The organism is Pseudoalteromonas sp. XMcav11-Q, from assembly GCF_040104525.1.
In the GTDB taxonomy this organism is placed as follows: domain Bacteria; phylum Pseudomonadota; class Gammaproteobacteria; order Enterobacterales; family Alteromonadaceae; genus Pseudoalteromonas.
This window is the reverse complement of the sequence record NZ_JBECOX010000006.1, coordinates 127545-142794: the sequence shown is the minus strand read 5'-3', so window position 1 is coordinate 142794 and position 15250 is coordinate 127545. Positions and strand designations below refer to the sequence as shown.

Annotated in this window: 10 protein-coding genes; 4 read left to right on the top strand and 6 right to left on the bottom strand. The window is 43.0% G+C overall.

What is annotated here, in order from left to right:
- The first annotated feature begins 98 nt into the window (after nt 1-98).
- Nucleotides 99-2420, top strand: coding sequence for a penicillin-binding protein 1B (mrcB, locus tag ABMY45_RS11825; RefSeq protein WP_206472230.1), 2322 nt, complete (start codon nt 99-101; stop codon nt 2418-2420).
- A gap of 129 nt (nt 2421-2549) precedes the next feature.
- Entirely contained in the window at nt 2550-5531 is a 2982-nt protein-coding gene (locus ABMY45_RS11820) for a TonB-dependent receptor (protein ID WP_174169839.1), read from the top strand.
- Nucleotides 5532-5572: 41 nt separating this feature from the next.
- Here ABMY45_RS11820 and ABMY45_RS11815 read toward each other — a convergent pair whose 3' ends face one another.
- From ABMY45_RS11815 to ABMY45_RS11795, 5 genes are all read right to left on the bottom strand, one after another.
- The gene (locus tag ABMY45_RS11815) at nt 5573-7417 is read right to left on the bottom strand and encodes a methyl-accepting chemotaxis protein (protein ID WP_227386911.1); all 1845 of its coding nucleotides are present in this window, start codon (nt 7415-7417) and stop codon (nt 5573-5575) included.
- A gap of 168 nt (nt 7418-7585) precedes the next feature.
- Entirely contained in the window at nt 7586-8866 is a 1281-nt protein-coding gene (hemL, locus tag ABMY45_RS11810) for a glutamate-1-semialdehyde 2,1-aminomutase (RefSeq protein ID WP_010606085.1), read from the bottom strand.
- 12 nt (nt 8867-8878) lie between these two features.
- Nucleotides 8879-9895, bottom strand: a complete 1017-nt coding sequence (locus ABMY45_RS11805; protein WP_010606086.1) for an aspartate carbamoyltransferase — start codon at nt 9893-9895, stop codon at nt 8879-8881.
- A 123-nt stretch (nt 9896-10018) separates the two neighbouring features.
- Nucleotides 10019-10453, bottom strand: coding sequence for a CopD family protein (locus tag ABMY45_RS11800; protein ID WP_010606087.1), 435 nt, complete (start codon nt 10451-10453; stop codon nt 10019-10021).
- A 20-nt stretch (nt 10454-10473) separates the two neighbouring features.
- On the bottom strand, nt 10474-12156 hold the full coding sequence (locus ABMY45_RS11795; RefSeq protein WP_010606088.1) for a chloride channel protein: 1683 nt from the start codon (nt 12154-12156) through the stop codon (nt 10474-10476).
- Nucleotides 12157-12492: 336 nt separating this feature from the next.
- Here ABMY45_RS11795 and erpA point away from each other — a divergent pair, with 336 nt between their 5' ends.
- Together erpA and ABMY45_RS11785 are read left to right on the top strand one after the other, a co-directional pair.
- Nucleotides 12493-12831, top strand: coding sequence for an iron-sulfur cluster insertion protein ErpA (gene erpA / locus ABMY45_RS11790; RefSeq protein ID WP_010372235.1), 339 nt, complete (start codon nt 12493-12495; stop codon nt 12829-12831).
- 740 nt (nt 12832-13571) lie between these two features.
- Nucleotides 13572-13814 (top strand): helix-turn-helix transcriptional regulator, encoded by a 243-nt coding sequence (locus tag ABMY45_RS11785; RefSeq protein ID WP_017216404.1) that lies wholly within the window; start codon nt 13572-13574, stop codon nt 13812-13814.
- Nucleotides 13815-13858: 44 nt separating this feature from the next.
- Here the strand turns inward: ABMY45_RS11785 and ABMY45_RS11780 are convergent, their stop codons facing one another.
- Entirely contained in the window at nt 13859-15244 is a 1386-nt protein-coding gene (locus ABMY45_RS11780; RefSeq protein ID WP_010606091.1) for an MFS transporter, read from the bottom strand.
- Nucleotides 15245-15250: the final 6 nt, after the last annotated feature.

The window sequence follows — 15250 nt, the reverse complement described above, 5'->3', positions numbered from 1 at the left end:
GGGCTCACTTTTCTTTATATATATTATTCTACTTTCAGCAGTTGTTAATTTAGGTTACCCTACCATCTTGCGATTCATTTTTTAGTTTTACTTGGGTCATGACGGATAAAAAGAAACGAAAACCTGCCAACAAATCAAACGTCAAAGCGAACACTTCGCGTAAAAACAATACCCAGCAAAACGGTTCTAAGATGCAAAGAGTTAAAAGCCGTGTACTGAGCACGTTGTGGTCTTTCTTTTGGAAAGGGACTATTGCGGCGATATTCCTTGTTGCAATCTATATCATCTACTTAGACGCCAAAATAAGCCGGCAGTTTGAGGGCAATAAGTGGGAACTTCCCGTTCAGGTTTATGCCAGATCGATGCAGTTTTTCCCCGATCAATTCCTTAATGAGGATGAAGTGCTGTGGGAGCTGAAGCGGCTTAACTATTCTCGTGTAAATCGTATCAGCCGTACCGGTCAATATATCGTTCAAGGTCGCACAATCACCATCCATCGTCGCGCGTTCGAATTCTACGATGGCCCAGAAGTGGCGCGTATTTTTACGCTTAATTTTGCTGGTAAAAAGCTTGCCAATATTGTTGATAATCAAGGTCGGCGCTTAGCCGGCGCTCGCTTAGAGCCGGTGCAGATTGCTCGGATCGGCAATGAATCGCGCCAAGACCGAGAGTTTGTTCCGTTCGATAAATTCCCTAATATTTTAAAAGAAACACTGCTGGTGGTAGAAGATCGAGACTTTTACGAACATCATGGTGTTTCTGCGCTGTCTATTTTGCGTGCGCTGTATGCCAACATCAAAGCGGGGCGAACTGTGCAAGGTGGCAGTACGCTTACGCAACAGCTCGCAAAGAACTTTTATCTCACCAGAGATCGCACCTTAATCCGCAAGGTGAATGAAGCATTCATCGCATTGATTTTAGATTTCCGTTATAGCAAAGATGAAATCCTTGAAGCCTATTTAAACGAAGTGTTTTTGGGACAAGCCTATAATCAAGGCGTTCATGGTATGGGGCTTGCGGCCGATTTTTATTTTGGTAAACCAGTGGACGAGCTTGAGTTTGACCAAGTCGCTATGTTAGTTGCAATGGTTAAAGGACCGTCTTTTTATAACCCAAGACGATATCCTGAGCGGGTAATGGAAAGGCGCGATTTAGTCTTAAGGTTGATGGTGGAAAATGGCCTCATCACAACCCCTGAGTATCGCGCGGCGCTCTCTAGGCCGATTGATGTACAGCCTTTAAAAGCGAGCCGTATGCAGTCTTATCCTGGATATTTGGAGTTGGTGAATCGCGAGTTAAAGAAACTGGTGCCTGATGATGACATTGTCGACTCTGGAATTCGGATTTTTACTTACCTAGATTTACAAAAGCAAACGGCGATGGAAGATGCTGTTAAAAAGGGCTTACCTTACTTAGAGCGCCGTTTCAAAACGGAAGAGCTAGAAACCGCGATGCTGTCAGTTAATGTTGAAAAAGCGGGCGTATCGGCGTTAGTTGCTGGTCGCCAGTTGAAGTTTTCAGGTTTTAATCGGGTATTAGACACCGAGCGCAATATAGGTTCACTGGTTAAACCCGCTATTTATTTGAGCGCTTTGTCGAATCCAAACTACCATTTGGGTATGCTACTTGATGACAGTCCACTCGAAGTGACTGACGGTTCAGGTAAAGTTTGGTCTCCAGAGAACTTTGATCATAAATTCAGAGGCCAAGTACCAATGTTTGAAGCGTTCAGCAATAGTATCAATATTCCAGCAGTAAACCTTGGCTTGGATGTGGGTGTGAATCGAGTCGCGCAAACTTTGAATGACCTTGGTGTTTCTAAGTCGATTCCACTTTATCCTTCTTTATTGTTGGGCGCGTTAGAGTTATCCAGTTTTGATGTTGCACAGGCGTACACCACACTTGCTGCAGATGGTAAGCAGAGCGAGTTGACTAGTGTCATGGCGATCACCGATTCACTGGGTAAGCTGGTATACGAACATCCCGTGCAAAAAAACCAAACGCTAGACAGCGATGCGGTATACATGACGAAATATGGCATGAAGCGTGTAACTAAAAAAGGCACTGCTAAACGTCTTAACCTTCACTTCCCCTCAATTCAACTTGCAGGGAAAACGGGGACTAGTAATGATTTAAGAGATAGCTGGTTTGCAGGTTTTGACCAAAATACGGTCACCGTGGCTTGGATTGGCCGTGATGATAATAAGCCAACGGGATTAACGGGCAGTCAAGGAGCGCTTGAACTTTATATTCGGTATCTCAAGCCGCTGAATCCACAAGCGATTGTTGATGAGCGTCCAAAGTCCATTCGCTGGGCCTTTATCAATCCGAAAACGGGTAAGCAGTCGCCTCCGAGTTGTGGTCCTGTATTACAGCTACCTATTAGAGAGAGTATGTTTGAACCCAGACCAGGTTGTTAGTAATTTAGGAACTTGAAAGTATTTTTGTAAACTAATCTTTAATTATTCTCTTGTTTGTCATAGTATATTTCCGTTCAGGGAACAGAAACTGAACATATAACAATTACAATGTTCAAAGGAAATATAATAATGAAGACATTTCAAAGAAATATCCTTTCTTTGGCTGTAGTTGGTGCCTTGGTTTCAGGTACCGCGATCGCAGCCGACGCTACATCTTCAGGGTTTCTATACGGTGTTGTAGAGAACACTGCGGGAGAATCAGTATCAGGCGTTACTATTGAGATACTTAATAAAGATACTGGACTGCAGCGTGTAGTTACTACAGGTAATAACGGTAGTTACCGATTCCCGTTGTTGCCAGCGGGTACCTATGATGTGACCGTTAAAAAGAATGGCCAAATATTACACCAGCAAACAGATGTAAATGTTAGAGTGGGTACACGTACAAATATTCCACTCTCTGTTACTTCTAGCAATGGTACTGAAGTGATTGAGGTTGTAGGATCTCGCATTAGTTCGATAGATGTGGCATCCAGTGAAGCGGTGACTATTGTCGACCAAGAGTTCCTTGCTCGAGTTCCTGTTTCGCGAGATATTGCCTCAGTTGCAATGTTAGCACCAGGCACGACAAAAGGTGATGAATCATTCGGTAATATCGCTTCGTTTGGTGGGTCATCAGTAGGTGAAAACAGCTACTATGTTAACGGTATGAATGTCACAAACTTCCGTAATGGTCTAGGTGGTGCAGATGTTCCGTTTGACTTTTACGATAGCTTTGAGGTGAAAACAGGTGGTTACTCTGCCGAGTTTGGTCGCTCAACGGGTGGTGTAATTAATGCCACAACACGTCGCGGTAGCAATACTTTTGAGTACGGTGGCGGGGTAGTTTTAGAGCCAAGCTCACTGCGCGAGACTAGTCCTCAGGCTTATCGTTCGGCGGAAGGTGAAGCTCTTTATGGTACGGATATTTATCACCGTGACCAAGAAGAACGAAAAGTAGGTAAAAACGAATATACACTGTACGCTGGTGGTGCGTTGATAGAAGATAAACTTTTCTTCTTTGGCCTTGCTAATTATAACGAACGTGATTCTGATTACGCAGAGGAGTCAACAAAATACGTTCGTGAATCAGGCGATTTGTTCCTTGCTCTTAAATTAGATTATTACATTACAGATGATCACATTATTGAGTTTACTGGGTGGGATAGCTCAAGTGATCTTGATAGTGTGAAATATAACTGGGATTCAAAAGCGCACAAAACGACTTCTCGTCGAGGAGACTACACTCAAAAGCGTGGTGGTAAAACTTACTCATTCAAATATACAGGTATTTTGACTGATACATTCACAATGAGCGCAATGTATGGTGTAAATGAAGCAAACTACAGTAACGTTAACGCAGGTAGTTCACCTTTTGGTGAGTATCCACGTGTATACGAGCGCTTCTCTAGTACTGATCTGGGTGATTGGGCACTAAGTACACCTAGCTTGGAAGAAGATAAACGAACAGCTTACCGCTTAGATTTTGATTGGTATGTGACGGATAATCATACTCTACGTTTTGGTATTGATAGAGAAGAGTTAGAGGCGGTTAACCAGACACAGCGTGCTGGCGGTGCTTCATATCGTTACGAAGGCTGTGCGGATATGGACGCTGTACGTGCAGGAGACCCTTCATCGTGTACGTCAGTACGTAAAGAGATATACCGCAATATCGGTGATTTTGAAACCAATAGTTCAGCCTATTATATTACTGATACGTGGACTGTCACTGACGATCTAACTGTTACTTTAGGCTTAAGAAACGAAACCTTTGAAAACTATAATAAAGCAGGTGAAAAGTTTATTGATGTGAGCGACCAATGGGCTCCTCGAGTTGGTTTAAGTTGGGACCCATACGGGGAAGGTGAGTTTAAAGTATTTGCTAATTTTGGCCGCTATTTCTTACCGGTTGCAACGAATACAAACGTTCGTATGGCAGGTGATGAGCTTTATACTCGCCAGCAATTTGAAGTACTTGGTATCGCCGATGATATTTCTAAAGAGCCAATTTTAGGTGAAGCGACAGGTGGCTTATTGGTACTAGCAGATGGTACTTTGAAAAACACCGCTGAAACCGTTAATCAAGACCTAGATCCTATGTATCAAGATGAATTTATTTTAGGTTTTCAGATGATGCTTGATGATGATTGGAGCTTAGGTGTTAAAGGGACTTACCGTAATCTTGGTAGCTCGCTTGAGGACATTGCGGTTGACAAAGGCTTTGACGACTATTTAAAAGCTGAGTTTGGCAGTGGTTGTACAGTGTGTGATGGTTTCCATTACTATGTGCTAACCAACCCTGGTTCAGATGTAACCTTTGCGACTGACCCTGATGGTGATGGACCGCTAGCAAATCAAGAGTATACTATTCCAGCTTCATACCTAGGTTATCCAGAGTCAGAGCGTCAATATGGGGCAGTTGACATCAACCTTAGCAAAGCTTGGGGCGATGGTTGGATGTTAGATCTAACGTATACTTGGGCGCATAGCTGGGGTAATAATGAAGGTTTCGTACGCTCAGATAACGAGCAAGATGATGCGGGTGCAACAACCAACTTTGACCAACCAGGCTTGACTGATGGTGCAAAAGGCAACTTGCCTAATGACAGACGTCATCAGATCAAAGCTCAGTTTGCTTACGAAATCACAGAAAATATTCTGTTAGGTTCAAACTTCTTATGGCAGACGGGTCGTCCATATGGGGCTTATGGATATCACCCGACAGATGTATTCGCATCTTACTACGATGCAGAGTCATTTTATCGCGGTGGCGAGCTCGTACCTCGTGGCTCTTTAGGGACTACCCCTAACACTTGGAGTCTAGACTTGAGCTTACAATATAACACGACTGTTTATGATCACGATCTGACATTCAGAGCGGACGTGTTCAACGTGTTTAATAACGATAAACCGACCAAGTATAATGAAGTTTCTGAAATTAGAAAAACAGTACCTGATGAAGGTGATAATTTCGAAGGGTATCGTGGTGATCCAGATCCAGACTACCTGTTACCTAAGTACTTCCAAGAGCCTCGTAAGATTCGCTTGAGTGCGACATTTAAGTTTTAATACTTAATACCATGTTATAGGGGAAGCTTAGCTTCCCTTTTTTATTCCGTTTTGTACTTAGTTATATTTTCCTCCATAACGGCTGCAGTATCGGTAAGTAAGAACGCATTAGCTTGAGTTTCTCGTGCTGAACTCAATGTGTGTTGAGCAAGCTCGTTAATCTCAGAGGATTCATTTAAAGCCTGCTCTGTTGCTTGAGTTTGTTGTTGTACCAGCTGACTTATCAGTTTCCCTTGCTCGTCTATGTCTCGCATGCTTTGCTCGGCGTGCTGTAGGACTTCATTAGTATCATTCGCGGCGATAACGCTTTGTGCCATATTGTCTTCACTGCTGCGCATTTTGTCTTGCGTGTCTCTGGATGCAGCTTGTAAAGATTGAATAATATTGTGTATTTCCTCTGTTTGTTGCTGCGTTCTTTGCGCAAGCGTTCTAACTTCATCCGCTACTACTGCAAACCCTCGGCCCTGTTCACCTGCACGAGCAGCCTCAATTGCGGCATTGAGCGCGAGTAAATTGGTTTGCTCGGCAATTTCTCTAATCGCGGAACTCACCTGACTAATGTTTTGCGTGTCTTCTGCGAGCTTATCTAAGGCCGCACGACTTTGTTGAAACTCAGTTTGTAGCTCGGTCATTTGTTCTGCTAGGGCTGTGGTATTGACACTACTTTGCTTTACTTGTTTGGCTGCTACGGAGGCCAGCTCTGTGGCGTTAAATGCGGCATCCTCAACCGAGCGAGCGGATTGTGCCATATTCTCGAGTGAGTGGTGAATAGACTGGATTTTATTCTCTTGCTGGGCGACGTCCTTCTCAGTATCTTGGCTTATCTTATTGAGTGTTTTTGTTGCTTGCTGTAGCTCGTCACTACTTAATCGAACGCTACCAAGTAAAGAGATAAAGGCATGTAGTACCGCATTAAATTGTTCAATAATTTGGCTAAGCTCGTCAGAGCCAGTTGCCTGCGCTTTGATGCTTAAATCCCCTCGAGAGGCGGCCTGCGCGGCATGTGAGAAAGTCGTGATGGTGCCCATGACCGACAAGTAAAAGCCAACCATAAGATAAATAGCGATGATCAGTGAGAGTAGCGAAGCCATGGCAACGGTGTTTCTGATCCACCGTTGCTGGTTTTGTTTTTCGGCGACAAGCCCGGCAAGCGTGGGTGTTGCAACATTAACAAACTGCTTGATAGCATCACTTGCACTTTGGTAGTAACGGTTAAATTGCGCTTGTGAGAGTGCCAGTTCATCAGGGTCTAACAAACCTGTTTTCACCGCTTGCTGGTAATCAGAGAGGCTAGACTCAAGCTCAGCTAAGGGCTGACTAAGCTGCTTTTTGAGTCGCTGATTATCATTGATAGCAATGTTAAGCTTGCCTGAAAATAGTGTCGTGACGCCTGGCAATCCTTTGTTTAAATTGGACAGCGCAATAAAACTATCTGGAGTAAAACTGCCTCTACTGATGATATCGCTTGCTTGCGCTTCAATTGCATTGATTTGCGATATAAGTCTTGGCGCAGACTCAACAAGTGTGCGATTCAGGTAACTGCGTCCAAGATCATCATCGACGGCAAGTTGAGAGGCAATTGAGAGCTGCTCAAGGGCGCTTGCACCTGCGGCGCTCACTTTGGGTAACTTAGCGCGTTGCAATAAAATTGAATTATCGGAAGCTTTACCCGCTAAAATGTTTTCCAACATACTAGGGTAAAGCGTGAGCCCTTGCCTTTGCATCTCACTGACAGAAATAGAATGGTTAAGTACACTGTTTAGAAAAAACAAGCTGAGGCTTAGCGGTAGTAATAAAATACCAAATACAACGGCCATTTTGGTTTTGTATCGCAACCGCGCCATCAAACGGGTTGCAGGATTAATTAGTGTATTAAATCCAGCCATCACTTCCTCTGTATGATAGTTTTAACTTAGCACAGCGTTATTAATTAAGTACGCCTTGGTTAACTAGACCGAAGCTTTTGAAAAGCTTATTCAAAGCGTAGCTGAAAAAACAAAAAAAGCCCTGAACGGGCTTTTTAAATACAAACTAATGTGGGTTACAATCAGTGATTACAACTTGGCAAATGCACGCTTTGCAGCATTAATAGTGTTAGCAATTTCTTTGTCAGAATGCATTGTGCTCACGAAACCCGCTTCGAATGCAGATGGGGCCAAATAAACGCCTTCATCTAGCATCAGATGGAAGAACTTTTTGAAGCGCTCTAGGTCACATTCAGTTGCTTGTTGATAGCTGGTTACTTTCTTAGCGTCAGTAAAGAAGAAGCCAAACATACCACCTGCGTAGTTAGTCGTAAGTGCGATACCTGCTTCATCAGCAGCCGCTTGGAAGCCTTCACACAGGGCCTTACTCTTAGCTTCAAGCTCTGCGTGTAGCCTTTCTTTTGAAAGCAGCTCTAGCGCTTTTAAACCGGCAGCCATAGCAATTGGATTACCAGATAGCGTACCTGCTTGATAAACGGGACCAACAGGTGCGATGTAATCCATGATCTCTTTTTTACCACCAAACGCACCCACTGGCATACCGCCACCAATCACTTTACCTAAACAGGTCAAGTCTGGGGTGATGTTGTAGTATTGTTGAGCACCACCAAGTGCAACACGAAAGCCTGTCATGACTTCATCAAAGATAAGCACACTTTGATTGTTAGTACATACTTCGCGCAGGCCTTCTAAAAAGCCTTCTACCGGTGGAATACAGTTCATGTTTCCAGCAACTGGCTCGATGATCACACAGGCGATTTGATCTTTGTACTGCTCAAAAATCGCTTTTACTTCATCAAGATTATTAAATGAAACCGTTAGCGTATGCTTGGCAAAATCGGCAGGAATACCCGGTGAGTTAGGCACGCCCATGGTTAGAGCTCCTGAGCCTGCTTTAACAAGCAAAGAGTCAGCGTGACCATGGTAGCAGCCTTCAAACTTTAAGATTTTATCGCGGCCGGTGTAACCACGAGCAAGGCGAATAGCGCTCATGGTCGCTTCTGTACCAGAGCTTACCATGCGTACTTTTTCAATAGATGGTACTAGCGCTTTTACTTTTTCCGCCATTAGGATTTCAGTTTCCGTCGGCGCGCCGTACGATAGGCCATTTTCAACCGCTTCAAGCACTGCTTGTTTAATCTCAGGATGGTTATGACCTAAGATCATCGGGCCCCAAGAACCCACATAATCAATGTACTGTTTACCATCGGCATCAAAGGTGTGAACGCCTTCGGCTTTGGTGATAAATAGTGGCGTACCACCTACACCATTAAAAGCGCGAACAGGAGAGTTAACGCCTCCAGGGATTGAGTCTTGGGCGCGTTTGAATAAGTCTTGACTGATTGTCATTGTCGATCCTTTTTAGCTTTCACGTTTGCGGCTAAACCAAGGTACTTCTACCTCGTGTTTTTCCACTTGGTTTTCAACACCTAGCGTTAGGGCAAAAAGTGCCATACGGATCAATACACCATTTTGAACTTGGCGGAAGATAGCTAGGTTGTCGTTGTTATTTAGGTCGTTGTCTAGCTCGTTTGCATCGCTACGGCTGTCGCGAGGTAATGGGTGCATTAATACTGAGCTAGGTTTACAGTGAGCGTCATAAATCGCTTGGCTGATCCTAAAACCACCACGGTATTTGTTTGCTTCTTCTTGAGAAGGGAAACGCTCTTCTTGAATACGGGTCTGGTAAACGATATCGGCAGCTAAATTGCCTTCCATCTTAGACACGACTTCGATACGGTGACCGGCATTGTCTACGACATCTAAAATTGACTGAGGCATTTGTAAGCCATCCGGTGCAACCATTGTAAAGTGGATATCTTTGTAGTGGCTAAGTAACTTTGATAAAGAATGCACGGTGCGGCCGTATTTTAAATCCCCGACTAGGGCGATGTGCATGTTATCAATTCCAGTACCAAAGCGGCTAAGCTCTCGGTCAATTGTCAGTAAGTCCAACAGAGCTTGGGTAGGGTGCTCATTAGGGCCATCGCCCCCGTTTATGACAGGAACATCGGAACCGGTTGCAAACTCGGCTACTGAACCTGCATCTGGGTGGCGCATTGCCACCGCGTCAGCATAAGCGGAAATCACACGGGCGGTATCATATAAAGATTCGCCTTTTGTCAGTGCTGAGCTTTGCATACCTGTGGTTTCACGGACTAGGCCGCCGAGCAGGTTAAATGCGGTGCCGAAACTTACGCGTGTTCTCGTACTTGGTTCAAAGAATAGATTTGCCAAAATCGCCCCATTGAGTACTTGGGTACGTTTTTGCTTTTTAGCATAGGGTTCCATTTTTTTGGCAATGGAGAAGATGTGTTCAATAGAATCTCTGTCTAATTGATTGACAGAAAGAATGTTTTCACCTTGGAAACTGAACATTTGGCGATTCCTAAAGACAAATTGACTACCGGGTTGCAGGTCGCTTACCCAACCAGATAACACGCAGATTGTGGGCGGTTACTTGGGCGCATATTATACCCAAGTACCCCCAATAATGCACGGTTACAGTGCAGGTTTTAAAACGGCAAGAAAGACAATGGCTAATAGGATTAGCACGGGAAATTCGTTGAAAAAACGATAGAACTTGTCACTTTTACGATTGCGATCATGTTTGAAATCGGCAAGCAATTTAAAGCAATAGCCATGATAAATATAAAGTAAAATCACTAAAGTCAGCTTGTAGTGCAGCCACATACTGTGCTTAAACCATTCGCGTCCGTATTCTGTAATCGTTAAGACTCCAAACACAGCGGTGAGAATAGCAAATGGGGTTACAAAATAGAGTAGGCGGCGCTCCATGATTTTGAGCATTGAGCTGCAAGATTTTTCTTCAGTCATCGCGTGATATACAAAGAGACGTGGCAGATAAAAAATCCCTGCAAACCAGGCAATCATAAAAAAGATATGTAAGGCTTTATACGTTAGCAATAAGCTCATTAGAAATTCCACTTTTTAGGCTAGAGTAAACTGTTTCTGGTGGTGAGTATGTGACGAATTTGGTCCCATCGCAATAATCCAAGTATTTGTTTATCATCCTTTTGATTGTATATATACACCGCGCCTGAACGTTTATCTTTTAGCACATCAAAAGCATCTGCTAAGGTCGCTTGTGTGCTTAATCCTTGCAGCTCGATATAAGAGACCGATACGCTGCCCTCGGAGATTAAGTTCAAATCGTATTCGGCTAAGCGGTAGCCGCTTTGTTCGTCATAAACAATAAGCGGTGTTTGGCTATCAACCGCGGATAGGGTTTCTTTTATTTGCTCTTTGTCGTCGGAATAGAGCAGTTTAAAATTCTCATCCATCTCAGCCACTATCCCCACTTTCTGCAATGCCTCTTTTGCGGGCGATACTTGGTAAGGTAGTCCTTGAAAGTCCAGTTGTTGAATAAAAATGGAGCGATTGCCAAACGCCTGTAAAGCCGTAACGTAAGCGGTGGTGATCACCAGCATAGCTGGAACGATTATTTTTGGGTTTGAAGTCAGCTCCATCACCGCAGTAAGCGCAGCAAGCGGGGCGTGCAAAGTCGCAGCAAGTAAGCCTGCCATACCGAGTACACCATAAGTTCCTGCAACATCAACGCTTGGTTCTATAAACTGGGCAAAGAAAGACATTAAGGTGCCCATGATAACCCCAAGCCCAATCACTGGACCAATAATACCACCGGGAATACCAAGTCCAATCGCAAATAAAGTTGCCATCAGCTTGGCAATCAAAATTGTGGTAAGTAGTTGTAAATTATGCGGAGATTCAACTGCTTGGGTGATAGCGCTCATACCTGAGCCCATGGCCCCTGGTACGGCATAGCCAATTAATCCCGCAATTAAACCCGCTAATAGAAGACGAGGAAACATACTGATGGGCTTAAAAGTTTTGATGATCAGCATTAGATTTTGATTAAAGGCAAAAGCAACCGCCCCTAATGCTGCACCACAAATAATTAAATAAGGGTAATGCCAAAAACTCAACGGGGTGATATGAATGAGTGCCAGCTCGGAACTGTTACCAAACACATATTGCGTGCTCATCGCACCGATCACTGAAGCCAACATCACGGGAACGAAAATGTGGATTTTATACTCCCGGAGCACGACTTCCATGACGAATATCACTGCCGCGAGTGGGGTATTAAATGAGGCGGCAATACCTGCAGCTACACCGCATCCGGCCAAAGTTCGCGCAGCATTGAGTGGTAGATGTAAACGCTCTGATAGAACGCTTGCAGCTGTAGCCCCCATGTGTACAGATGGTCCTTCCCGACCAACAGAGAAACCACTGATCAAAGCAACAGCACCACCAAAAAACTGGTTGGCAGAATTCCAAATTGGCATATGACCGTAGTGGTGTTTGATCCGATTGATCACATATGGAATGCCCAAACGGTAGTGCTTAAACCCTGTCAAAGCAGCAAAGACAGCGATGAGTAGCGCGGCAAGGACAGGCAAAAATAGTCGATGTAGCTCAGAAAGCTCAGTAAAGTCATCTGGTTTATCGAGAAATGTGCCTTGGATTAATTCAATAGTAAGACGAAAAGCAATGATAAGTATCGCTGCAAGCAGGCCTGCACCGGCACCAAGTAGGCACAGTTGTGCTGAAGTTTTAGGTTTTGCAAGGCTTCGTCTTAATGTATCCAACGACATGAACGTCATTCCACAATAGTAAACCGTTTAAGAATATCAAATTTTTTATACTAAGTCCTTGTGTCAACGCAACTTAACTAAGGCAATAGTCATATTTTCCTTGGTTAAACGTGCTATTACCAATTTATATCAATATGGGCGCATAAGTTTGCAGCACATAGAGTTAAAAGTTTCTCGATGGGAAAAAATAGAAAAATTTTGCGGTGTAATCAATGGGGCTCTCTTTTTCTTTAAAAAGAGGTAGCTTAACAAATGTGACTGGTACAAACGCTATACTTGATTAAAATACTCAGGTATTAGATAATTTGCAGATTACAGGATTAGGGGTCTAAATCTATGTCTGAACAATTACCAATTCAGTTTTCTGACGCTGCTGCAAGCCGCGTAAAGGAACTTATTGAAGAAGAAGAGAATGCCAATCTTAAGCTACGCGTGTATGTAACGGGTGGCGGTTGCTCAGGCTTTCAATATGGTTTCACTTTCGATGAAAAAGTAAATCCAGGTGATTTGGAAATCGTAAAAAACGGTGTCACTATGGTTGTCGATCCAATGAGTATTCAGTATCTAATTGACGGTATCGTAGATTATACCGAAGGGCTTGAGGGCGCACGTTTCTTTGTGAATAATCCCAATGCAACAACCACTTGTGGCTGTGGTGCAAGTTTCAGCGTCTAGACATTATTCGCACTACGTTCTGCTAAGCTAAAGAGTCATGCTTTTGTCATGGCTCTTTTTGTTTCTGCCCATCAAAACTCAATTTGCTTTATTTTTCACAAACTACCTGTTAGATACATCATTAAGACAAAAAAACCTAAAACAAAAGATGAAAATACTAAGATGTAGATAAAGCCTTTTTTCCCTTGCTTAAGCGGCACGCCGTTTGAACGAAGGAAGTAAACCCAGCCTAAGCACAATAGAATTGGCAGTAAAAACAGTAATCGAATCATCTAGTAATAGCCTCTTTTTTAACCACTTAGTAAATGTTAGCTGTAAGTTTTTATTTTTTAAAGAAAAATAATTTATTTCAAATACTGGTACATTTTTTAAAAAATTTGTTAAAGTGTTACTGGATATTACAACCCTTAATGAATTAATAAAAAGTAAAAATTAATTAGGTGTTACGCGTGTTTTAGTCTATACCTAATTGGGTACATAGGGACAAGTTAACATTTTGTCTACGTGTTACTGGTTTGGCACAATTTATCGCAGCTAGCTGGTAAGTTGTACCGCATTCGGGGTAAACTGTAGGCTTGATCGAGTTCTAAAGACAAAATGCTGAGTTCATACAAGCTTAACATCTTGCATTGTAGAGTTCTTCGATAAGCTACAACTGTAATATTTAGAGAATAACTAAATGAGACGGGCATATTTCATTTAGATAATTTAGTCTTTCATCTAGTAGGAGATGTTTAATTATGATGGGTAAAACGGTTTCTTCTGAAGAAAACGGCAAACTAACGAAGTGGCTAAAATCGAAACGCCACGAGAAAGGTCACACAATGCGTAGTCTTGCGCAGGTGCTAGGTACGCCTCATTCATTCATCGGTAAAATTGAAAACCAAGAGCGTCGATTGGATGTCATTGAGTTTTTACGTTACTGCGAAGCGTTAGAAGTTGATCCTTATGAGGGCTTACAGCTAATCAAAGAAGATCAATAAGCGTTTAGTTAGCAATAACGTAAAAGGTGCAAGGACCTGCACCTCTAGTCTTTGTTAGCATGATACGCCTTTTCAATAGCATAAAGCTTGTGCCGAATTAAATATAAAAACAATAACGACGGAAGCACCATAAGCGCAGTTAGCGCGAAGAAGAGTGCCCAATTACCTCCAAGCAAATCATCTATCACAAAACCACTATAGCCTGACAGCACAGTACGGCCTAAACTGCCAAGTGATGCAAGTAAGGCATAGTGGGTTGCGCTAAACGCTCTATCACAGAGCATAGAAATAAATGCTACCATCGCTACTAGTGACCAAGCTTGGGTAAAGCCATCCACTACAATTGCCAGTGCGTAAAGGTGTTCTTTAGGTCCTGCAATTGCAATCCAAGAGAACATTAAATTTGATGCGGCCATAGCAACGCCGCTAATAAATAAGCCCTTTACGATACCGTATTTATGGTTAAAGATACTGCCAAGAAAAGCAAATACGATAGTGATCACACCGGTACCAAGCTTAGAATATTGCCCAATTTGGGTGTTTGAAAACCCCACTTCTTTATAAAATACGATGGACATACGGGCTAAGAAAGCTTCTCCTATCTTAAATAGGAAAATAAAGGCGAGTAGTGCACATGCAGTTTTAACCCCATTCTTTTCAAAAAATCGCTTAAAGGGTTCAACCAGAGTCACAGCAAGCCAGGCATAGATCTTTTTAGAAGCATTTGATGATGCGCTGTGGTTAAGTTTATGCTCGTAACTCTTCTGTAGCTGTGCTTGTACTTGCTCCCGATGAGATTTTGGTTCTTTTGCCAACAAAGTGACAACTAATAAACACACTACGATGACGCTTAGCATCTGATAGATAATGGGCCAACTAAAGCCAGGTAAATCAGCCATAAAGAATGGAATTGCACCAAGTAAGGCATAGCCAGACCACCAACCTGAAGTCGCCATCGCTGCCGCTGCCGTTGCCTTTTCACTTTCGTCTTCTGGTAAAATGTCGATGCGATAAGCATCTATTGCAATATCTTGGGTAGCTGAAAATAACGCAATAATAAAGCACAATAATGCGGCATGTGAAAGATGGTCTTTAATTGAAATAGTGGCTAATGCAAAGGTGGCAATAATAATAATAAACTGACAACCTGCTATCCAACTTCGTCGTTGCCCTAAGCGATTGTACAGCAGGGGGATTTTTATTCGGTCAACGAGTGGGGACCACAAAAAGTTGATTGTATAGGCACCATATACTAGGCCAAATAGGCCAATGGTGCTACGGCTTAACCCTTCATCTTTAAGCCAAGCTGACATCACAGAGCCAATCAATACCCAAGGAAAACCGCTACTTATTCCAAAAGCAAAGACAGTTAATAGACGTTTGTCTTTGTAATAACCGAGATATTGCGAAAAGCTAGATGATATCAACATAAAAGG

What these genes read in the sequence shown, in the direction of transcription:
- mrcB (WP_206472230.1), top strand. Translation starts at nt 99, where the DNA reads ATGACGGATAAAAAGAAACGAAAACCTGCCAACAAATCAAACGTCAAA.
- ABMY45_RS11820 (WP_174169839.1), top strand. Translation starts at nt 2,550, where the DNA reads ATGAAGACATTTCAAAGAAATATCCTTTCTTTGGCTGTAGTTGGTGCC.
- ABMY45_RS11815 (WP_227386911.1), bottom strand. Translation starts at nt 7,417, where the DNA reads ATGGCTGGATTTAATACACTAATTAATCCTGCAACCCGTTTGATGGCG.
- hemL (WP_010606085.1), bottom strand. Translation starts at nt 8,866, where the DNA reads ATGACAATCAGTCAAGACTTATTCAAACGCGCCCAAGACTCAATCCCT.
- ABMY45_RS11805 (WP_010606086.1), bottom strand. Translation starts at nt 9,895, where the DNA reads ATGTTCAGTTTCCAAGGTGAAAACATTCTTTCTGTCAATCAATTAGAC.
- ABMY45_RS11800 (WP_010606087.1), bottom strand. Translation starts at nt 10,453, where the DNA reads ATGAGCTTATTGCTAACGTATAAAGCCTTACATATCTTTTTTATGATT.
- ABMY45_RS11795 (WP_010606088.1), bottom strand. Translation starts at nt 12,156, where the DNA reads ATGTCGTTGGATACATTAAGACGAAGCCTTGCAAAACCTAAAACTTCA.
- erpA (WP_010372235.1), top strand. Translation starts at nt 12,493, where the DNA reads ATGTCTGAACAATTACCAATTCAGTTTTCTGACGCTGCTGCAAGCCGC.
- ABMY45_RS11785 (WP_017216404.1), top strand. Translation starts at nt 13,572, where the DNA reads ATGATGGGTAAAACGGTTTCTTCTGAAGAAAACGGCAAACTAACGAAG.
- ABMY45_RS11780 (WP_010606091.1), bottom strand. Translation starts at nt 15,244, where the DNA reads ATGTTGATATCATCTAGCTTTTCGCAATATCTCGGTTATTACAAAGAC.